General features: G+C 52.2%; 19 protein-coding genes. 14 read left to right on the forward strand and 5 right to left on the reverse strand.

Translation table 11 applies throughout. The features are described 5' to 3' along the window. Nucleotides 1-14 precede the first annotated feature (14 nt). Together A8990_RS13985 and A8990_RS13990 are read left to right on the forward strand one after the other, a co-directional pair. Nucleotides 15-1,085, forward strand: a complete 1,071-nt coding sequence (locus A8990_RS13985) for a DUF294 nucleotidyltransferase-like domain-containing protein (RefSeq protein WP_116189656.1) — start codon at nt 15-17, stop codon at nt 1,083-1,085. A 47-nt stretch (nt 1,086-1,132) separates the two neighbouring features. Next, a complete protein-coding gene (locus tag A8990_RS13990) occupies nt 1,133-1,867 on the forward strand; it encodes a 3'-5' exonuclease (protein ID WP_116189657.1) in 735 nt (244 codons plus the stop codon). On the opposite strand, the gene A8990_RS13995 is transcribed toward A8990_RS13990, so the two are convergent. Both A8990_RS13995 and A8990_RS14000 read right to left on the reverse strand, forming a co-directional pair. Then, nucleotides 1,841-2,512, reverse strand: a complete 672-nt coding sequence (locus A8990_RS13995; RefSeq protein WP_116189658.1) for a M67 family metallopeptidase — start codon at nt 2,510-2,512, stop codon at nt 1,841-1,843. The genes A8990_RS13990 and A8990_RS13995 overlap by 27 nt on opposite strands. Nucleotides 2,513-2,524: 12 nt before the next feature. After that, nucleotides 2,525-3,847: an MFS transporter gene (locus A8990_RS14000; protein WP_116189659.1), complete on the reverse strand. Its 1,323-nt coding sequence runs from the start codon at nt 3,845-3,847 to the stop codon at nt 2,525-2,527. 138 nt (nt 3,848-3,985) lie between these two features. Between A8990_RS14000 and A8990_RS14005 the strand changes: the two genes are divergently transcribed. Then, the gene (locus A8990_RS14005; RefSeq protein ID WP_116189660.1) at nt 3,986-4,552 is read left to right on the forward strand and encodes a TlpA family protein disulfide reductase; all 567 of its coding nucleotides are present in this window, start codon (nt 3,986-3,988) and stop codon (nt 4,550-4,552) included. Nucleotides 4,553-4,632: 80 nt separating this feature from the next. On the opposite strand, the gene cimA is transcribed toward A8990_RS14005, so the two are convergent. Next, nucleotides 4,633-6,246: a citramalate synthase gene (cimA, locus tag A8990_RS14010; RefSeq protein WP_116189661.1), complete on the reverse strand. Its 1,614-nt coding sequence runs from the start codon at nt 6,244-6,246 to the stop codon at nt 4,633-4,635. 196 nt (nt 6,247-6,442) lie between these two features. Between cimA and A8990_RS14015 the strand changes: the two genes are divergently transcribed. From A8990_RS14015 to A8990_RS14040, 6 genes are all read left to right on the forward strand, one after another. Next, complete coding sequence (locus A8990_RS14015; protein WP_281272505.1) at nt 6,443-7,732, forward strand: DNA polymerase IV; 1,290 nt, start codon at nt 6,443-6,445, stop codon at nt 7,730-7,732. Between the two features lie 66 nt (nt 7,733-7,798). Further along, nucleotides 7,799-8,035, forward strand: a complete 237-nt coding sequence (locus tag A8990_RS14020) for a ferredoxin (RefSeq protein ID WP_116189662.1) — start codon at nt 7,799-7,801, stop codon at nt 8,033-8,035. A 169-nt stretch (nt 8,036-8,204) separates the two neighbouring features. After that, the gene (locus A8990_RS14025; RefSeq protein WP_116189663.1) at nt 8,205-10,118 is read left to right on the forward strand and encodes an adenylate/guanylate cyclase domain-containing protein; all 1,914 of its coding nucleotides are present in this window, start codon (nt 8,205-8,207) and stop codon (nt 10,116-10,118) included. 35 nt (nt 10,119-10,153) lie between these two features. Then, complete coding sequence (locus A8990_RS14030) at nt 10,154-11,956, forward strand: FecR family protein (protein ID WP_181909578.1); 1,803 nt, start codon at nt 10,154-10,156, stop codon at nt 11,954-11,956. A 17-nt stretch (nt 11,957-11,973) separates the two neighbouring features. After that, nucleotides 11,974-13,575 carry an NHL domain-containing protein gene (locus A8990_RS14035; protein WP_116189665.1) on the forward strand — a complete coding sequence of 534 codons (1,602 nt, stop codon included), beginning with the start codon at nt 11,974-11,976 and terminating at the stop codon, nt 13,573-13,575. Nucleotides 13,576-13,671: 96 nt separating this feature from the next. Continuing rightward, nucleotides 13,672-15,156, forward strand: a complete 1,485-nt coding sequence (locus tag A8990_RS14040) for a L,D-transpeptidase (RefSeq protein ID WP_116189666.1) — start codon at nt 13,672-13,674, stop codon at nt 15,154-15,156. Between the two features lie 70 nt (nt 15,157-15,226). On the opposite strand, the gene A8990_RS31550 is transcribed toward A8990_RS14040, so the two are convergent. After that, the gene (locus A8990_RS31550) at nt 15,227-15,367 is read right to left on the reverse strand and encodes a hypothetical protein (protein ID WP_181909582.1); all 141 of its coding nucleotides are present in this window, start codon (nt 15,365-15,367) and stop codon (nt 15,227-15,229) included. Nucleotides 15,368-15,561: 194 nt separating this feature from the next. Between A8990_RS31550 and A8990_RS14050 the strand changes: the two genes are divergently transcribed. From A8990_RS14050 to A8990_RS14070, 5 genes are all read left to right on the forward strand, one after another. Next, nucleotides 15,562-16,662, forward strand: coding sequence for a quinone-dependent dihydroorotate dehydrogenase (locus tag A8990_RS14050; protein ID WP_116189668.1), 1,101 nt, complete (start codon nt 15,562-15,564; stop codon nt 16,660-16,662). A gap of 16 nt (nt 16,663-16,678) precedes the next feature. Beyond that, nucleotides 16,679-17,482 carry a GTP diphosphokinase gene (gene yjbM, locus A8990_RS14055; RefSeq protein ID WP_116189669.1) on the forward strand — a complete coding sequence of 268 codons (804 nt, stop codon included), beginning with the start codon at nt 16,679-16,681 and terminating at the stop codon, nt 17,480-17,482. Next, nucleotides 17,483-17,926, forward strand: coding sequence for a DUF309 domain-containing protein (locus tag A8990_RS14060; protein ID WP_116189670.1), 444 nt, complete (start codon nt 17,483-17,485; stop codon nt 17,924-17,926). It abuts the gene before it with no gap. A 138-nt stretch (nt 17,927-18,064) separates the two neighbouring features. Beyond that, on the forward strand, nt 18,065-18,811 hold the full coding sequence (locus A8990_RS14065; protein WP_116189671.1) for a pseudouridine synthase: 747 nt from the start codon (nt 18,065-18,067) through the stop codon (nt 18,809-18,811). A 39-nt stretch (nt 18,812-18,850) separates the two neighbouring features. Next, nucleotides 18,851-19,648 (forward strand): Cof-type HAD-IIB family hydrolase, encoded by a 798-nt coding sequence (locus A8990_RS14070; protein ID WP_116189672.1) that lies wholly within the window; start codon nt 18,851-18,853, stop codon nt 19,646-19,648. Between the two features lie 67 nt (nt 19,649-19,715). Here A8990_RS14070 and A8990_RS14075 read toward each other — a convergent pair whose 3' ends face one another. After that, a complete protein-coding gene (locus A8990_RS14075) occupies nt 19,716-19,808 on the reverse strand; it encodes a dihydroorotate dehydrogenase (RefSeq protein WP_116189673.1) in 93 nt (30 codons plus the stop codon). Between the last annotated feature and the right edge of the window lie 121 nt (nt 19,809-19,929).

The raw sequence follows: 19,929 nt of genomic DNA on the forward strand, positions 1-19,929 counted from the left end.
GGGGTGAGCACAGCATGAGCGATTCGGTTCGTGCAAAGCTGTTCACGCGCATCGGGAATACAGATGATGTGATTGCGCTGCGAGGCTTGCGGGATCAATTCCATGAACAGATGGTGACTCTGCAGGCTGAGCAGCCGATCGAACAATTTTATACGGATCTGAATGAGGTGCATGACGCGTTAATTCGCCGGGCGATCTCACTCTCAGAAGCGAAGCTGGCACGGCTCGGGTATGGTTCCCCGCCCGTGCCTTACGCGTATTTATTGTTCGGCAGCGGGGGCAGACAAGAACAAACATTATCCAGTGACCAGGACAGCGGCTTGATCTATGAGGATGCGGCCGAAGAGGCGGAGCGGGAAGAGATAGAGGAATATTTTCGCCTGCTAAGCGTGACGATTGTCGGGACATTGCAAGCCATTGGATACCCGCCGTGTGAAGGGAATGTGATCAGTTCCAATCCGCTATGGTGCCAATCGTTGTCGGGCTGGCGAGCGAAGCTCGATGGCTGGTTTCAGGAGCCGGACTGGGAATGTGTCAGGTATCTTCTCATCGTCGCGGACTGCCGGTGCGTATATGGTCAAGATATGCTGCTCCATGCGTTAAAGAGCCATTATTATACCGATACGTTGAACAATCAGACGATTGTCCAGCACATGATTAACAATACGATGCGCCACAAGGTGCTCATCGGCGTGTTTGGCCAATTGCTCAAGGAGCAATATGGTGAAGAGGCAGGAAGCCTGGATTTAAAATATGGAGCCTACATCCCGATGGTCAATGCGATTCGGCTAACGAGTATCAAAGCAGGGGTTCGCGAGACTTCGACTTTATCGCGGATAGCCAAGCTTAGTGAGCGTGGTTTCTTCTCTGAGCAGGATGGCCTTGCGTTCACCGCCGCGTTCAAGCTGTTTATGCGGCTTCGTCTGATGACGATGACGCGCACCGAGGATGGCGTGTACACCAACAGCGGCAAGCTGCCTCACGCAAAGCTGACCAGAGAATTAGTCGATGAGCTGAAGGCTGCGCTTCGTGTCGTGAAGAAGCTGCAAAGGCGGGTGCAGAAGCAATCGAAGGATAGGAACTAATCCGAATGTACGAATTGTAAGGCTTAAGCTTGACGGAGGGGAGAAGCATGAAGGAACAGAGCAGCATGGGCAGAATGTGGCATTTGTACAAAATGGGCGGACTCACGTCAGCGATTGCCGGCGCGGTCGGCGCTCAAAATGCGCAGCAGATGGCCTTCATTCGCTCAATGTCGAAGGAGCAGCGCAAAGACTCGATTATGGATCAGCCGCTGGGCGACATGGAGGTGGTTGTCTTCGACCTGGAGACGACGGGCTTCTATCCGACGAACGGCGATGAGATTATTTCGTTCGGCGCCGTCAAGCTGAAGGGTGAGCAGCTCCTGCCCGAGGGGAGCTTCTACAGCTTGGTCAACCCGAAACGGAGGGTGCCGAAGCATATTACGGAGCTGACCGGCATTACGAATGCGATGACCGAGGATGCTCCTGATCTGATGCAGGTGCTGCATGATTTCATGGAATTCGTCGGCAAAAGGATGCTGATCGCGCATGCGAGCGGTCATGATAAGCAGTTTCTGAACGCAGCGCTGTGGCGCACGTCGAAGGTGAATTTGACGCATCGGGTGCTCGATACGATGCTTGTCGCCAAATGGCTGGAGCCGAACCGCGAGAGCTACGGCTTAGATGATCTGCTTGATTATAGCGGCATTGAAATCACCCAGCGGCATCACGCGCTGGAGGATTCCATGATGACCGCACAGCTGTGGCAGCATTACTTACGGCAGATTCTCAGCCGGAATGTCATCACGCTCGGGGACTTATATGCTTACCTCAGTAAGCATTAGAGGACTGCAGTTCAGTAGACCGCTACGGTCGGCGTGGATCCAGTAGGGCTGGATTATCGGCTGAAGGATAGAATCGGCTAGTGAGATAATCCAGTAAGACGTGTCGCACGCAGCAGCCGAGTGAATGCCGAACAGATCAGCGGCGCTTGGAATGGGCGGCGTCTGTGGATGGGAATGAAAATAACCGACAAGTGATTGTCGGTTTTTTTGCATGTCATAAAGAGTTTGAATCCATGAAGCGGGATCGAACTCGAATCGGTCGTTGGCGCTGCTGGTAGCAGTTGTGGCTGCTGCATTCTGGACCGGATATACGTGAGTGATAAGCAGAAGCGGACCGCCGCTGCTCTGGCGCTCTATCGTACCGGCTAGGACGCCGCATGCTTCGCTTGGCAGCGCAGCTGCGCAGATGCTGAGCAGCTGCTCCTGCGCCTGCGGAGCGAGTGCAGCGGCGGTTGGAAGCGTTGGTGAGTGACCATGTTCATTGACCATCATAAGCTTGGTGTGCCTCATTCCTGCAAGGAGTTCGTTCGAATCGTTCACGATCGTCGAATCGAATCGAACCGAACCGATCGGATTGGATCGGTTCGGTTCGAAGCAAGTGAAGTGAATCGAAACGAAACGAATAGCTCCATTATACGAGTCCATATAGTCCGCTCGTCAACCCGTGTCTCCCGCTTTCTTAGGCGGATGAACGAGGAAGATGATGATGAGCAGCGCACATACGGACAGGCCGGCTACGACGCCGTAAAGTAGCTTATCCGAGCGGGATGCCATCCAGCCGAATAGCGGCGGACCGAAGGCGACTCCGAGGAAGCGGAGGCTGCTGTAGAGCGAGGTCACCATGCCGCGGTGCGGCCGATCTACGGCGCCGGTAATGAGCGTGTTCAGGCAGGGCAGGAGTAATCCTGTCCCGAGGCTGCTAAGAGACACGAAGCCAATTAGCGCGTAAATGTTTTTGTGCATGAACGCAGCTGCAGTGAGCGAGCAGCACATGACGGCGATCCCGGTAATCATAAGGCGGCGCATAAGAACGCCGTTGTTCTTAATGTGATGCCCCGTGATAAAGGCGGTGACGACCAGGAAGAGGAGCGGAATGGCGAGCACGCCGCCTTTGGCAACGCCATCGATATTGTATGGCTTCTTCTCGAGTAAGTCTGACAGTCGGAAGAGGACGCCGAATAGAATGAATAGGCCGAGCGAACCGGATATGAAACACGATACGAGCCAACGCCCTTTTTCGCGGAACACCTTCTTGATGTCGCCGACATACTGCTTGACGGGTACGACTTCCTTGTTTTCTTTGGCAGGTTCCTTAATTAGAAACATCATGGCGAAGAAGGAGCCTGCGCAGAATAGCGGAAAAGCGAATAGCGGTACATACCAAGCGATTAACGCCAATAGTGAGCCGATGATCGGACTGACGACCTTGCCAGCGCCGTTAGACGCTTCGATAAGCCCTAGTGCCTCGCTTTCGTTGCCGTCCTTGTACATATCGCCGACCAGCGCCATCGCGATCGGGGAGGTGCCGGCAGCTCCAATTCCTTGCAGTGCGCGAGCAGCGATGAGTAGCCAGTAGGAGTGGATTACAGCACCAACGCCAGCGACAATGCCGGCAATGCCGTACAAGGCCAGAGATGGTAATATAACGGCTTTACGCGTATAACGGTCGGATAAATAACCGGAGATCGGAATAATAAGACCTGCTGCGACGGAAAATAATGTAATGACAAGGCTCGATTGAAAACTGGAGATATGCAGCTTCTTCTCCATATCCGGCAAAATCGGGACGAGCATGGAGTTGCCAAGAACGAGGACGAGCGGCACTGTTGCAAGCGCGACATACTCCAGCCATTTTCCATGTCCGCCTTGCTTCTGCTTCTGTGAATCCGTCTTGCCTTCGCCGCTGCTATTGCTGTGGTCGGTTGTACGCAGCTTACCGGGCTTATCTGATGCCCAGTTCGATTTGGTCGTTTGACTCATTTTGCACGGATGCCCCCATGATTCATTGTTTGCTTTCCACCCGTAATGTGCCCATGAGCTTGAGCAACCATTCTCAGACATGGTAACATGTAGGGAGGCAAAACCACGCTAACGTAAAATGTAGAAAGAAGGCGCAATATGAAACGTTCGATCGTCTTAATCGTCATCGTGCTCGCACTTGCAGGTGCAGCGATCTATCAAAATAAAGGAAAGCACAATGAAGCGCTTGCTGCTTCTAGCGATATGCTGCCTAAGCCGGGCTACACAGCCCCGACGCTGCAGCTCCCGAATTTAGACGAGAAGCCGCAGAATATTGGCGGCAAGCGGGACAAGCTGCTGCTGCTCAATTTCTGGGCGTCCTGGTGCGGTCCTTGTGAATTGGAAGCGCCTGACTTACAGGCACTTTCGGAGAAATACAATGATAAGCTGGAGCTTTACGGCGTCAATGCGACGAGCATGGATAAGGAGCGGCAGGCGAGGGAGTTTGTCGATCAACAGAAGTTCACATTCCCGATTCTAATGGACCGGGATGGCAAAGCGACAGATCTGTATAAGGTGAATCAATTCCCAACTAGCTTGCTTATCGACAGCAATGGAATTGTTCGGGAGCGGGTGACCGGAGTCATCTCGAAGAGCAAATGGGAAGCGCTCATCGATAAATGGGTCGCAGTGCAAGAGGATGCCGAGCAGAAGCCGAGCGCATAACAATAGATACAACAACAAAAAAACGCCAGGTCAGCTTCATCAGCTGATCTGGCGTTTCGTATTTGCGTCGTATAGAGTGCTTAGTGATTGATTAAACCAAGCTGCTCACGCGGCTCTTCATGGGCACTGTTAATCTTGTTCATGCTAAGCAGCGCGTAGCGGATACTGTCAACGAGCGCTTCCCAGCTCGCTTCGATAACGTTGTTCGAGACGCCGACCGTGTTCCAAGTCGTCTTGAAGTCGGTCGATTCGATGAGAACGCGAACTTTGCCTGCTGTCGCGCCTTTCTCGTCGATGACACGAACCTTGTAGTCGGATAGGTGGAAATCGTTGATGCTCGGATAGTAAGGCTCCAGCGCCTTGCGCAGCGCGTTGTTGAGCGCGTTAACAGGACCGTTGCCTTCAGCTGCCGTGTAAATGGTCTGGCCGTCCACGTTCACTTTAACGATCGCTTCCGCGTTCATGCAGCCGTTCGTTTTCTCCACGAGCATCTTGAGCGATTCCAGCTTGAAAATCTCTTTCATCTCGCCGAATGCGTCGCGAAGCAGCAGCTCAAGCGATGCATCCGCACCTTCGAACTGGTAGCCTTGATGCTCCAGATCTTTGATGCGCTCCATAATTTGTTTCGTCTTATCGTTGCCTGAGTTGACGTCGAGGCCAAGCTCTTGCGCTTTGGAGATGATATTGGACTGACCAGCAAGCTCAGAGACGAGTACGCGCTGCTTGTTGCCAACCAGCTCGGGCTGGATATGCTCGTACGTCTTCGAGTCTTTCATGATTGCGGAGACGTGGATACCGCCTTTGTGTGCGAATGCAGCGTTGCCGACATACGGCTGCGCAACAGGCATGTGTACGTTAGCGATCTCGCTAATGTAGCGCGCTGTCTTCGTAAGTGATTGCAGCTGATCGTCGCTTACGCAGCGATAGTTCATTTTGATTTGCAGGTTCGGGATAATCGAGCATAGATTCGCATTGCCGCAGCGCTCGCCATAGCCGTTAATCGTGCCTTGCACTTGACGTGCGCCGGCTTGAACGGCTGCAAGTGTGTTCGCAACCGCAAGCTCGCAATCATTATGCGTATGAATACCAAGCGGCGCACTCAGCTCCGCACGAATGCGAGAGACGATCTCATATACTTCAGTTGGCAGCGTACCGCCGTTAGTGTCACAAAGTACGATCCAGTCTGCGCCCGCGTCTTGCGCTTTGCGCAGCACGGATAGTGCATACTCAGGGTTGTGCTTGTAGCCGTCGAAGAAATGCTCCGCATCGAAGATCGCTTCAACATCGTTCCTTTTCAGAAATGCAAACGAATCATAGATCATGGAAAGATTCTCTTCAAGTGTCGTCTGAAGAGCGGTATGTACATGGAAATCCCAAGACTTGCCAACGAGCGTAGCCGCCGGAACGCCGGACTCGACGATGCGCAGCAGGCTGCTGTCTTGCTCTGCAAGGCTGTTCTTCCGTCTTGTGCTGCCGAAGGCCGTCACCTTCGCATTCAGCTTAAGACTTTTGGCGCGCTGGAAAAACTCGATGTCCTTGCTGTTGCTGCCTGGATTTCCGCCTTCAATATAATGGACGCCGAGCAGATCAAGCTTCTGGGCGATCTTTATTTTGTCATCTGCGGAGAGGCTGATTCCTTCACCTTGCGTACCGTCCCGCAGCGTCGTGTCAAAAATGGAGATTGTGTTTGCCATGAATGCTTAAAGCCCCTTCCTATGTGAAACGATGCATTGTGATAATTGTATTATTATATCATTACTTAACCAGTGCGTAAATGCGACATTGTGAGTGTGCGGGCTGTCTGTTGGGAGGCAAGTTGACGGTGATTTTTGCCTTCGGTATGCTGGAGTTAGTTGAAGGATGAAATGAGATGAGGAGGTGCGTGCAGCGGTGGAGAAGGATACGACGTCAGAGAAAACAAGCAAGAACCGGATTATTCTTCATATCGATATGAACGCCTTCTATTGCTCGGTACACGAAGCGGAGGAGCCTCATCTCTATAAAGGAAAACCAAATGCTGTCGCTGGCAGTGTCGAGCAGCGCAGAGGCATTATCGTGACATCTTCTTATGCCGCCCGCAAGCTCGGGGTGAAGACAGGGATGACCGTTCGTGAGGGACTGAAGCGTTGTCCGGATATGATCCTGATCAAGCCGGATTTTCAGCTGTACCGCAAATACTCGCAAGGGTTTATGACGATTGCGAGACAGTATACGCCGCTAGTAGAAGCGACGTCGATTGACGAGTGCTACTTGGACATTACGGGTTCGTCTTCTTTTGGGGAGCCGCTGGAGATTGCGCATCAGATCCAGGATCGAATCCAATCCGAGTGGAACCTGCCTTGTTCGATCGGAATCGCGCCGAATAAGCTGCTCGCGAAGATGGCCTCGGATATGCAGAAGCCGAACGGCTTCACCGTATTGCGTATTCGCGATGTTCCCAGGGTTTTATGGGACAAGCCATGTGACTCGCTATTCGGTATCGGTCGCAAGACAGCAGAGAAACTGATTCGGCTGAACATCCGGACGATCGGGCAGCTAGCGGCGGCAGACGAAGCGATGCTGAACAAGCATTTTGGCGTCATTGGCTCTTGGATGAAAGCGGCGGCGCATGGACATGATCACGCACCAGTCAGTGCGGACAGGGAGCGAAACAAGTCTATCGGGCACACGACGACGCTTCCGAAGGACTTGAAAGAGCGCGAGGATGCGCACCGGGTGCTGCTTAATCTAGCGGATCAGACAGGCCGTAGAATGCGAAGGCAGAAGATGATGGCTTCTACGATCCAGCTCGTCATGCGGCGGCCGGATATGTCAACGTTTAATCGCTCCGTAACGCTAACATCGCCCACGGATTCGGCATATGATATTCACAGAGAAGCTTGCAAGCTATTCGATAAGCATTGGAAGGAAGGGGAGCCTATACGGCTGCTTGGCATCACGCTTCAGAATCTATCGCTTCAATCAGAGGCAGCGGTACAGCTGGATCTCTTCGACTATAAAGAGCAGCCTCGCAAGGATGCCTTGACCAAGACGATGGATATGCTTAGAGACAAGTTCGGGGAAGACGCGGTGCTCACAGCGGGGATGCTTGGCGACGACCCTTCTGCGCTCATTCGCAACAAACGAATTAGAGGGACATCCTTGCAAACAGACGAGCATATGTTATATAGTGATGAGTGAAGGTTGTTCGCTAAATGGTTATTACATGTAAGCGATTTATGCTTACAACTAATAGGAGGGAAAACGATGTCGAAGTTTACATGGGTTGAGAAAGATACTTGCATTGCTTGCGGTGCATGCGGCGCAACGGCACCGGATATTTATGACTACGACGATGAAGGTCTAGCAGAGGTTATCTTTGGCGGCGACGGCAACCACGGAAACACTGAAATTCCATCTGATCTATATGACGACTTGCAAGATGCAGCAGACGGCTGCCCGACAGATTCCATTAAAATTGCAGACGCTGCTTTCAATAACTAAGCGCGCTTCATAGGATCCCACTAAAGTCCCATTCCTTGTTACGACAAGGGATGGGACTTTTCTTGTTTTTTCGACAATTATTATTGCCAATGACTGCAGCCCTACAATAGAATAGAAGAAAAGAATACGAGGCAATTTTATCCTTTCCCTACTAGAATAGGAGGTAATTATGCGTAAGCGTAAATGGTTGTTGACAACCGCGGCGGCATTGGTCATTTGCTTGTTCTGGTCCTTCCTTAGCAGTCTAGGGACAGGCGGTACGTTGACCCGGACGGAGTCCTACTTGCAGGACAAAGTGACGCAGCAGTCTGACGCGGAGAGGGCGCCTAACGTCAACATTAAACTGATCAAGATCGACCAGCCGTCGCTCGATAATTTAGGTCAATTTCCGTGGGACCGAAGTCTCTATGCGCAGCTGATATCGATGCTCGCAGATGCAGGGGCGAAAGCGATTGCACTCGATGTCGTGCTGGCGGAACCGGGGAAAGATCCGGAGAGCGACGCGATTATGGCGGAAACGATGAAGAAATACTCGAATGTGATCCTGCCGGTTGTCTTCAACTTCAAAGCAAGACAGGATGACGCCGGGGAGCTGGAGACAGAGTCGATCTCCTACCCGGCAGACACGATTGGAGCGAGCCAGAGCCAGCTCGGCCATATCAATGTCATGCAGGACCAGGACAGCACGGTCCGTATGTTGACGGTTGGTCTTAAAGATAATGAACAGCAGATGATTCCGGCTTTCAGCGTTAAGCTGGCAAACTATCTGCTCGATCAGGATCATCAGATTAATTGGAATGAATCGAAATCGGGCTGGTATCGCGGCAATGAACGCATTCCGGTCAACAATCGCAACCAAATCGCAACGGAGTTCTATACGAAGCCTAGAGAAGAGATGAGCGCGGAGACCGGCTATGATTCGCAATCGTTCTTTGATGTCCTATCTGGCAATGTGCCTGCGGATTATTATCAAGGTGATGTTGTGTTGATCGGACCATACGCACCTGGTCTTCAGGACGAATACTTAACGCCGCTCAGCTCGACGCTTAAGATGTACGGAGTCGAAATTCACGCGAACATGGTGCAGTCGCTTGTAGCCGGTAAGTTCTCTACCAAGGCAGACCCAGCTGTAAATTACGTATTGATCGTACTGCTTACCTTGCTCACCATTCTCATATTGGAGCGTGTGACTGGAGCCAAAGCATTCCTTGTGTACGGCGGGCTGGCTGCTGGCTACATTTTGGCGTGGATCGTAATCTATCAATTTAAATCTCTATTTATTACGTTTACATATCCGTTCCTGGCGATGACCTCGGCGTTCATCTGGTCGGTCGTCAGTCATTACGTGACCGAGCGACGGGAAAGAAGCCGCGTTACGAATATATTTGGTCGTTTCGTACCTCGTACAGTCGTGGATGAGATGCTCGCATCCGGCGAAGAAGTGACGGTAGGGGGACAACGACGCGATATTAGCGTAATCTTCGTCGATATCCGGGGCTTTACGCCGATGTCCGAGAAGCTTCAGCCAGAGCAGGTCATTCAAGTGTTGAATGAATACCTCGATATCTGTACGAAAGCAGTCTTCAAATGGAACGGCACACTCGATAAGTTCATCGGCGACGGTGTTATGGCGATCTTCGGCGCTCCGATTTCGCAGCCAAACCATCCGGAGCTGGCTGTGCGGGCGGCACTTGAGATGAAACGCCAATCGGCTGAACTTGAAGAGCGCTGCCTGCGTGAAATCGGCGTACCGGTAAGATTCGGTGTCGGGATTAACAGCGGACCGGCGGTCGTCGGCAACATCGGCTCGCAGATGCTGCGCCTCGACTATACAGCAATCGGCGATACGGTGAACTTATCGGCACGGCTCGAGTCGAATGCGAAGCCGGGTCAAATTCTAATCAGCGAAGAAACGCTTGCCCGCGTGAAAGGAAAGTTCATCACAGAGACGATCGGCGAGATCAAAGTAAAGGGCAAGGAGAAGCCGGTTCTTGTCACGGAAGTGCTGGGTGAAGCCGAAGAAGGGCAAGAAGACGTTCAATTAGGTGAAAATCAATTACATGTTGGGAGAGAAGGGGCATGAGGTTTCGCATATATAGAAAGAGTCGTTCGCTCCTAATGTTGCTCTGCCTGCTGCTCATTATTGGGCCATGTTCGTTGCTAGCCGGCGAGGGTCACGCTTCCGCTCAAGTTATGCGCGTTGCGGTCGTTAAGGAGATCAGCGGTACGGTGAACGTGCTCAAGTCAGGCGGAGCAAAGTCGTTTAAAGCATTTCGCAATATGAGCTTGAACGAGGGCGACCAAATTGCTACAGGCAAAGACGGCGAAGTTACGCTTTCATTGTCAAGCAGCGCAGCGGATCAAGACGAGATCAGCATAAGCACGGGCTCGCAGGTCACGTTCTCGAAGATGAAGGACAGCGGCGGCGCGAAGACGAAGATGAGTGTCTGGGCAGGCTCGCTATGGGTGAAGGTCAAATCCGTCTCCAACGCAAGCGACCAGTTCGAAGTGGAAACGCCAACTTCGATCATGGGTGTGCGGGGGACTCATTTCTTCGTGAAGGTGAATCCAATCACAGGTAAGACGGAAGTGTTCCTGGCAGCAGGCGTCGTTGAATCGACTACGACAAAAGATCGTCATGCGACAGGCGATAATTCGGACATGCCGAACTCGGTCACGATCTATCCGTCGCAGCAGCTGGGGGAAGCGGATGGAGACGAAGGGCTTGAAACATCCGTTTCCGTGGTGGATCTCAGCACATTCGTAAGCCAAGCTTCACCGGATTTGGTGAAAGCCATTCTGAAAGATGCTGCATCCATCGCAGCTGAACAGAAGCAAATGCTGGATAAGGCCAAAGAGAGCATCGGTTCGGAGCCGAACAAGGATAACTTTGGCGGTCAAATCCAATCGCCTGAAGATCTTGAGCGCATGGTCAATAACTTAAATAACTTGGTATCGATTATTGCAAAAGAAGCGATCGATCAGAAGAAAGTCGCACAAGACGTGATCGACCAAATTAATAAAGAGTCTGGCAAGAAACTGATTGACTCATCGACGAAGAGCGAGCTCATCCTGAGCGAGAAAGAGAAGAAGCAGCAGGAACTTGCAGCGAAGTTCGAAGAGGCGCAGAAGAAAGCGGCCGACAAGAAGGCGCAAGAGCAGCAGCAATTGCAGCAAGCAATACAGGATGCCATTAAGAAAGCGCAGGAGCTGCGCGATCAGCAGGAACAAGCAAACAAGGAAGCACTGAAGAAACAGCAGGATCAGGCTAACCAAACCTATTATAATCAGCTAACCGCAGAAGAGAAGAAGCGTATCGATGAGAATCGCGTTTCTGCCGGCTTGCCTAGCATTCCAACCAAAGACAATACGAGCAGCGGATCTGGCAGCGTAGTGTCGAAGCCGACAGTAAGCTTGCTGAATAATGGACGCTCCGCGAATGGAGTGCTAGAAGGCTATATCGATTTAGGCCTTGCATTTAAAGGCTTCACAGGCTCGAACAAAATTATGGGTTATCAGCTTGAAGTAGAATACGACAACACGAAAGCTCAGTTTGGAAATTCAGACTTCGACATGGACCCGCTCTATTACCGTGCAGGCGCAGCGGGCTTTATCGTTGAACCGGAATCGGCCGGAACCGTGCCGGGTGCGAACAGCGTAGATGATTACCGTGTAGTTCAAGGAACGGGGAACACTTCGACGTTGTTCTATAGCGTTGTCAAGTTTAACGGCAGCTCGGTAGAGATCAATGGCGAAACGACGCTTGTTCGGCTTCCTTTCCTTGTCTCAGCACAGTCATACATTGCTGGATCAATCACATTCAAGATTAAATCTATTACCGCAGTCGATGAGAATGGCAATCCGGTCGAAGTGGTCAAAGGCTCGGATATAACGCTCCAAGTGATACCGAGAATCGTATAAGGAAGGACAGGGCCTTCATGATGAATCGTTCAAAAAGTGCCGCACTGCTGCTGGCTGCAGCAGTGACGGTTGGCACGTTTAGCGGAAGCAGCTCCGCAGCAGCAGGCAATGTCGTACAGCCTTCAATAGGTAACTTGGCATTATATGAAGTACATACGTTAGCAGGCTCTGGCGTATTTGACCGGGTTGACGGCAGCTCGGTTTCGGCTGCTTTCCGTGAGCCGACATCACTGCTTTACTCCGCGAAGACGGGGAGCTACGTTGTTGCAGATGCACGCAATCAGATGCTTCGCGGCGTTACGGCTGCAACCACAACAACTGCGGCAGGGATGTTTATCGGAGCCGATGAATACAACGCGCCGCTCGGCAGCTTGCTTGACGGCGACTCGGCAAAGGCATCGTTCAACGCGCCGTCTGGCCTCGCAGCTGATTCGAGTGGTGCGATTTACATCGCTGATGCGGGCAACAACAGTATTCGCAAGCTCTCAACGAATGGCGTCGTTACGACGCTTGCAGGCACCGGTGTCATGGGGAGTACAGACGGAGCGGCAGCAGGCTCGAGCTTCTATCATCCGCTTGATATTGCGGTGAGCAAAGAAGGCGTGATCTATGTTGCAGATACGCTCAACAATGTCATCCGTCAAATTAAAGACGGCCAAGTGACAACATTGAATGCGCCGTCCACGCGTATTATTGAATATTATCCAGGGGCGATTGAATCGGTTGGCGATTATGCGGATGGTCCGCTCAGCCAGTCGAAATTCAATGAACCAAGCGGCTTGGCGCTCGACGCGAAAGGTAATCTGTACGTTAGCGATACCGGCAATAATCGGATTCGGTATATTGATTTCAAGACAGGTAACGTCACAACGGTAGCAGGCGGCGTGTCGGACGAGAAGCTTGCTTATGCAGATGGCTCGCCTTATGCAGAGGGAGGCTTCGCAGACGGAGCAGCAACTGCAGCGAAGCTGCATTCCCCGCGCGGACTTGCCGTAACGCCGGATGGCGGACTGCTCATCGCGGATTCCTTGAATCATGCTATCCGCTACCTGACGAATGGCAAAGTGATTACGGTTGCCGGTATGCCGGAGGAAGAAGGGATTGCCGGCGGTATTGCTCGCAATGCAGCTTTTAACCGTCCAACAGATGTGGAATGGGTCGGCAATGGCGCATTCGCGGTTGCGGATTCGGGCAGCAATACGGTACGAATCGTTGCGCCATACGAAGCTCCGGCAGGCTTGAAGGATAATGGCAGCACCCACTTGCTGTATAATCATACGGAGCTGGTGAGCGATGCTGCTCCAGTCATTCAAAACGGTGTCACGTTCGTACCTGTCCGTGTGCTCACAGAGAAGCTCGGCTTTAAAGTGCAATATGCGACCGGCCAAACCGTGCTTAAGCTTGGTAAGACAAGCTATACGGTGAAGAATGGCTCTGCGCAGGTGACGAAGCAAATCGACGGCGGAGCGAGCACGACAGTGGCGCTGCCGAAAGCGCCATTCGTCTCCAAGAACCGGCAGTTCCTGCCTGTCCGTTTCTTCGCAGAAGAGATGGGACTGGACGTGCAATGGCTCAATGATGTGCACGCAGTTCTCATCCGTGATAAGCAATTCTCGTAATAAAATGAAAATATAAGCCGTCCGGTGCAAACCTGACGGCTTTTTTGCCGATATAGTACGTACAGAGTTTAGCCTGAGACCAAGGAGGTCCTACTCGTGCAGCTGGAAGAAGATCATATGAGCTATTTAAAGCGCTACGTGCAGAACCACCCGAAGAACCGAATGGCGTGGTACTTGCTCGGCAAGCAATATTTGCTCGAAGACAAAGAAGGGAAGGCGAATTATTGCTTCCTGCAATCCGGGAGCATATATGATGCATATGAACGCAAAGAGCATCCGCTGGCGAATCAGCCTAAAGCATTAATTGCGAAGTGGAACCGGAAGCAGAAGCTGACGATGCTGGCCGCTCGAACCGCGGCAGCGACGATCCTGCTGTCCAGCCTCATGCTCATAATGCCGATCGGCTGGGCAAAGGACGAAGCAGATTCGCCAAAAGAAACAGCTTTGAGTGATACAAAGGATGAAGCAGCGTCTCAGCAGCGAGGGGGAAAATCACAAACAGGCGGTGCCCAGGCTCCGCAAAGCGATCCGCCAGGGCTGCATGTCGCTATTGTGAAGCCGGCTGGTGACGATACAATGGGGAAAGCACTTAGCGCGCTATTGAGAGGAGCGGGCCGCGGTACGCAGACAGGCATTGCTGCCATGCTTCAGCAGAACGGCAAGTGGCGCAGCTGGACAGGGGGCACGCGGCTGCTCGCCATGACGAAGCGGCAAGGCGATGCGAATCCGGTCGCGGTGAACTTGCTCGACGGTGCTGCTTGCGACTGCCAGCCGAGCGATTCGACCGCTGCCTATAAAATGTACGAGAAGTGGAGCGCGCAGCAAGAACAGGAATGGACGCTTCGCAGCGCGATCGTGCAATATCGTTGGATCTACAAGGCTTGGCCTTCACGTCTAAGCGATCTGACCCGCCCTTACCCGAACAATGTGCTTGCAGGTACTTCGGGGGCGATGCAGCAGCTATTCCCGAAGCTCTTAACAGAGCTTAAGGCTAGTTCTGGTCGTGCAGATGCATCTGCGATGGGCGGTAAGCCTTCAGCATCAGGAAGCGGGTCTGTACAGCAGAGTAATTCAGCGGCGAGCCAGGCAGGTGCGAAGAGTGAATCTTCCTCGAGCGCGGATGATACGAAGCTGCCGGAAGATGCGTTATCGATTGTCATCGATAAAGATAAGCATCAGCTGGCCGTTGTCAGCGGCGATGTCATTGTGCGGAGCTATAAAGTTGGACTTGGCGGGCAGAAGACCCCGGCAGGCAGCTTCTATATAAGTGAGAAGGTACGCCATCCGAATGGTCGGGACGACAGCGAGTTCGGCAGCCGGGGAATGATATTGTCGAAGACGCTGTACGCGATTCACGGCACGCAAGACCAAGGCAGCATCGGCATGGATGAATCGCATGGCTGCGTGCGCATGCTGCAGAAGGATCTCGAGGAGCTGTACGATCTAGTGCCGCTCGGCACGAAGGTAACCATAAAAAGCGGCGTCCTTCCCGCCAGTACACCTAAGGCTTCGGAGCGTTTCCGCTTGAAGCCGGTGCAGGACGAGACGAACACCGCTGTCGTTTATAAATGGCTTAATTAAAAGTTAGAAACTTGAAGCTTAAAGCTTGTAACTTAAAGTTTGTAGCGAGAGTTAAGCGTTAGCTCGAAGCTTACTTATCAACAACAAGCAGAATGGCCATAATAATAACGACAACAACAAAGATTGATCCGATCCAAATGAGCGCCTTCTTGTTGATTTCTTCCTTCTGTTGTTTCTTCATTACCGGTGGTCTTTTCTTTGCTTGACTCATGCGGATCAACCTTTCTTTCACATTGAATGGGTATATACCGCTATTGTAACCGTTTTCTTTCATGCGCACAACTAGGCAACCTCGCGAAAATGTAGCGCCTGCCCCTTATGAAAGCGGGGGCGGGCTCTTTCTTTTTCTTGCTTAACACGTTAAACTGTTCGATAGAGCTAACACGAAGAACGGAGTGAACGTAAGTGTTGTATACGAAATTGGCCAAGCCTTATTTCTTTCGGATGGATGCCGAGAAGGCCCATCATATGGTTATTGATGGGTTGCATACGGCAAGCAAGGTCCCGGGCATTCCCGCACTGATGCGTGCGATGTACGGAATAGAGGAGGCAAGGGAACTGGCAGTTGACCTGTTCGGCCTTCATTTTGCCCATCCGATTGGACTTGCGGCTGGCCTGGATAAGAACGCGAAAGCGGTCGATATGTTTGCGAATATCGGCTTCGGATTCGCGGAGGTAGGAACGGTAACACCGAAAGGACAAGCAGGCAATGATCTGCCTCGCCTGTTCCGGCTTCCTTCAGATGAAGCGCTCATTAACCGAATGGGCTTCAATAATGATGGCGCAGATGCGATGGCAGAGCGGCTTGCCAAGGATACGAACCGCCGTATTCCAATCGCGGCAAATATCGGCAAGAACAAGACGACGCCGAATGAGCTCGCGCACGAAGATTACCGCATCTGCTTGCAGAAGCTATATACATATGGCGACTTCTTCGTCGTCAATATCAGCTCGCCGAACACGCCGGATCTCCGCGCGCTCCAGCATGGCGATGAGCTGCGCTTGCTGCTGCAAACGGTCATGGATGAGATGAACGTCCAGGCGAAGCAAGCTGGCGAGGCACGCAAGCCGGTGCTGGTGAAGATCGCCCCGGATATGACGAATGAACAGCTTGCATACACAGTCGATACAATAGTAGCAAGCGGCGTGAACGGCATTATTGCCACGAACACGACGATCAGCCGTGAAGGGCTGCAGCATCCGAATGCGAAGGAGACCGGCGGTCTCAGCGGCAAGCCGGTAAAGGAGCGTTCGACAGAGGTCATTCGCGAAGTCTACCGCCAAACTGGCGGCAAACTGCCCATTATTGGTTCAGGCGGCATCTTTACGGCTGCTGATGCATACGATAAAATTCGCGCAGGCGCAAGTCTTGTAGAAATCTACACTGCCCTCATCTATAAAGGGCCCGAGCTGCTGCGCGAACTCGCAGGCGGCTTGAAAGAAGCGCTTCGCAGAGATGGATTCAAATCAATTACAGAAGCAATAGGAGCAGATCATCGGTCTTAAGATAGGAGGCGGCCGGATGGACGGAAGAGACTGGGGATTATTTTTACAGCCATATGAGCAAGCAGTAGAAGAATTGAAGGTCAAACTGAAGACACTACGCACCGAATTGAAGAATCGGGAAGCATACTCGCCGATCGAATTCGTGACCGGGCGGGTGAAGCGCATCTCCTCCATATTGGAGAAAGCAAAGCGCTTGTCCGTACCGATGGAGCAGATTGATACCGGAATTGAGGACATTGCGGGCATCCGCATCATGTGCCAGTTCGTCGACGATATTCACCGCGTAGCAGGATTCATACGCTTGCGTAAGGACCTGAAGCTCGTATATGAAAAGGACTACATTACAAATTTCAAAGAAAGCGGCTATCGCAGCTACCATATGATCGTGGAGTATCCGGTTCAGACGGCGATTGGGCTTAAGCATGTGCTGGCGGAAATTCAAATTCGTACGCTTGCGATGAATTTCTGGGCGACGATCGAGCATTCGCTGAACTACAAATATAAGGAGAGCTTGCCCGATGAAGTGCGTGACCGTCTGAAGAAGGCGGCAGAGGCGGCCTCCGTGCTGGATTCAGAGATGTCGAGCATTCGCAATGAGATATTGGATGCACAGCGGGATTTCGAAGAGAAGTCGAACATGTTCACGAGCGTGCTGAGCGATATTCAGGAGCTGTACTTCTTCAATCGCGTACGTGAGGCGGTTCAGTTCCAACTGCGGTTCAACGAGCTGTGGGAGCAGGAGGATACATTCGGAATCCGAATGCTGTCTGATGAGATTAAGACGGCAATTAGCCGGGCGAAGAAGGGCGGTACCACTTAAGTGACGGCACGATACGAGGAGCATCCGTACGATGAACGGTTTGTCCATTTTGTCGTCCTGTTTAATGTGGACCAGGATTATTTCGAATGCCATGAGGTAATGGAGGAGCTGTGGCTGGAGGAGGGCCGCAATCTCCTTTACCAAGGGCTGCTGCAGGCGGCAGTTGGTTTGCACCATTGGCGCAATGATAATTTCTCCGGTGCCATCAAGCTGTTCAACCAAGCGCAGCAGAAGCTGGTACAGTATGCAGATGTGGAGATGGGCCTTGATATGAGGCAGCTTCGCGCTGATGTGGCGAGTAGTCTGACGCTGCTGACCAGCGAGGCGGATGCTCGTCCAGCCTTTACACCGTTTGAAGTCGTGGTGGTGGATGATCAGCTGCGAATACTTGCGAAAGCGCTTGCGGAAATTCCGCTTGATATACGATTGCATCCCGAAGACTGAACATATAAGCACGAAGTCCCTCCCGATATGTCGGGCAGGGGCTTTTTCACATTAGAAAATGCAGCACCGTTGGTCAATATACTGCACTTGTTATACAATAGGATGAAGTGCTAGAGACGTTTGGAGGATACGAGTCACATGGCAAAACGAATGCGGCTGGACAAGCTGCTGTCAAATATGGGCTTCGGTACACGGAGCGAAATTCGCAAGGTTGTTAAGCAAGGGCGGGTTACAGTCGATGGGGCGGTCGTGAAAGACTTCGGGCTGAATCTTGATCCGGACTCGCAGACGGTTATGATCGATGATGAGAAGGTGATATACAAGGATACGATCTACGTGATGCTGAATAAGCCGCAAGGCGTTATCTCCGCAACGGAGGATACGCGCGATCGTACGGTCATTGATCTGCTTGACCCGGATGATCAAGTACTCCAGCCATTCCCGGTCGGCAGGCTCGACAAGGATACGGAAGGACTGCTGCTGCTGACGAACGACGGGAAGCTTGCACATGACCTGTTGTCGCCGAAGAAGCATGTGCCGAAGACGTATGAAGCGATTGTGCATGGTGATGTGGATGCGAGCGACCAGGAAGCTTTTGCAGAAGGTGTTACGCTTGATGATGGGTATAAGACGATGCCGGCGAAGCTAATTATCGGCGAGAAAGAGAGTCGGGAAGACGGCATTTACAGCCGAATTACGCTAACGATTCATGAGGGGAAATTCCATCAGGTGAAGCGGATGTTCGAGGCCGTCGGCAAGAAAGTCGTTTATTTGCGCCGGATTTCGATGGGACCGCTCGCGCTTGACGAGTCGCTTCCGCTCGGCTCGTATCGTCCGCTGACGGAGGCGGAACTGGAGTCGCTGCAAAATGTGCACGCGAAATAGATACAGATAAAGAGATAGAAATAGGATGGTGGGAGAGAAATGAACAAGCTTAACTATGATTTGATCGCACTCGACATTGACGGGACGCTGTTGACGGATGGGCATGTGCTGACACCTGGTGTACGCGATGCAGTAAGAGAAGCGGCGAGCCGCGGTGCGGAGATCGTGCTATGTACAGGTCGCGGACCGGGCTCTGCGCTTCCGGTGCTGGATGCGCTTGGCTTGTCCGGCACGATGATTACGCATAACGGAGCGGCGACGATCGATGCGGCGAAGCGCGAGGTGCTGCACCAGTACAGCATCGACGCGAGTGAAGTTGCACGATTCCGCGACTATTGCAAGAACGGCGGCTTGCATTTTGACTATAATACCGCGTTCCAGATGCTGATTGAGGGCATTACGCCGGAAGCGGAAGAGATGTATAAGATGTTTGAAGCGAAACCGGTTATGCGCAGCTCGGATGAGCCATTGCCGAATGATCTTGTGAAATTCACGCTGTTCGGCGACAAAGCCGACCTCGACCGAGTTGAAGCAGAATGGAACGGCTGGGATCATGGGCTGTCGCATATCCGCAGCGGCGAATTCTTCATCGATGTAATGCATAAGGAAGCGAGCAAAGGAACGGCGCTGAAGCAGCTCGCCATTGCCAGAGGCATTGATCCGAGCCGAGTGATGGCGATCGGCAACTATTTTAACGATCTCGGGATGCTGGAATTCGCAGGGCTTGGCATCGCTGTAGCGAATTCACCGGAGGGCGTTAAGGATGCAGCAGATACAGTGACGCTCTCCAACGAAGAAGACGGCGTGGCGCATGCACTCTATACGTACGCTTGGTAGAAACCGAAAAACCGTCGAGAGGTCCAGCCTCTCGACGGTTTTTACAATATCGGATCAATGGGGTTGTTTAGAAGAAAATTCCACGGGTTACGATGACCAGCAGGATAAACAACACCAAGATCACGCCAGCAGAAGTGAAACCACCGTGCATACCGGACATGCAACTTCCTCCCTTAACAGGTATTTCCGGTGCCCTTTGCTGCATTTAAGCTTTCTTGTTCGGCACCCGGTATACGATATAGTATGAAAAACAGGGCTCGGCGATTGGACAGATGCCCCGT

The organism is Paenibacillus taihuensis, assembly GCF_003386535.1.
In the GTDB taxonomy this organism is placed as follows: Bacteria; Bacillota; Bacilli; order Paenibacillales; family Paenibacillaceae; genus Paenibacillus_Z; species Paenibacillus_Z taihuensis.

What these genes read in the sequence shown, in the direction of transcription:
- A8990_RS13985 (WP_116189656.1), top strand. Translation starts at nt 15, where the DNA reads ATGAGCGATTCGGTTCGTGCAAAGCTGTTCACGCGCATCGGGAATACA.
- A8990_RS13990 (WP_116189657.1), top strand. Translation starts at nt 1,133, where the DNA reads ATGAAGGAACAGAGCAGCATGGGCAGAATGTGGCATTTGTACAAAATG.
- A8990_RS13995 (WP_116189658.1), bottom strand. Translation starts at nt 2,512, where the DNA reads ATGGACTCGTATAATGGAGCTATTCGTTTCGTTTCGATTCACTTCACT.
- A8990_RS14000 (WP_116189659.1), bottom strand. Translation starts at nt 3,847, where the DNA reads ATGAGTCAAACGACCAAATCGAACTGGGCATCAGATAAGCCCGGTAAG.
- A8990_RS14005 (WP_116189660.1), top strand. Translation starts at nt 3,986, where the DNA reads ATGAAACGTTCGATCGTCTTAATCGTCATCGTGCTCGCACTTGCAGGT.
- cimA (WP_116189661.1), bottom strand. Translation starts at nt 6,246, where the DNA reads ATGGCAAACACAATCTCCATTTTTGACACGACGCTGCGGGACGGTACG.
- A8990_RS14020 (WP_116189662.1), top strand. Translation starts at nt 7,799, where the DNA reads ATGTCGAAGTTTACATGGGTTGAGAAAGATACTTGCATTGCTTGCGGT.
- A8990_RS14025 (WP_116189663.1), top strand. Translation starts at nt 8,205, where the DNA reads ATGCGTAAGCGTAAATGGTTGTTGACAACCGCGGCGGCATTGGTCATT.
- A8990_RS14030 (WP_181909578.1), top strand. Translation starts at nt 10,154, where the DNA reads ATGTTGCTCTGCCTGCTGCTCATTATTGGGCCATGTTCGTTGCTAGCC.
- A8990_RS14035 (WP_116189665.1), top strand. Translation starts at nt 11,974, where the DNA reads ATGATGAATCGTTCAAAAAGTGCCGCACTGCTGCTGGCTGCAGCAGTG.
- A8990_RS31550 (WP_181909582.1), bottom strand. Translation starts at nt 15,367, where the DNA reads ATGAGTCAAGCAAAGAAAAGACCACCGGTAATGAAGAAACAACAGAAG.
- yjbM (WP_116189669.1), top strand. Translation starts at nt 16,679, where the DNA reads ATGGACGGAAGAGACTGGGGATTATTTTTACAGCCATATGAGCAAGCA.
- A8990_RS14065 (WP_116189671.1), top strand. Translation starts at nt 18,065, where the DNA reads ATGGCAAAACGAATGCGGCTGGACAAGCTGCTGTCAAATATGGGCTTC.
- A8990_RS14070 (WP_116189672.1), top strand. Translation starts at nt 18,851, where the DNA reads ATGAACAAGCTTAACTATGATTTGATCGCACTCGACATTGACGGGACG.
- A8990_RS14075 (WP_116189673.1), bottom strand. Translation starts at nt 19,808, where the DNA reads ATGTCCGGTATGCACGGTGGTTTCACTTCTGCTGGCGTGATCTTGGTG.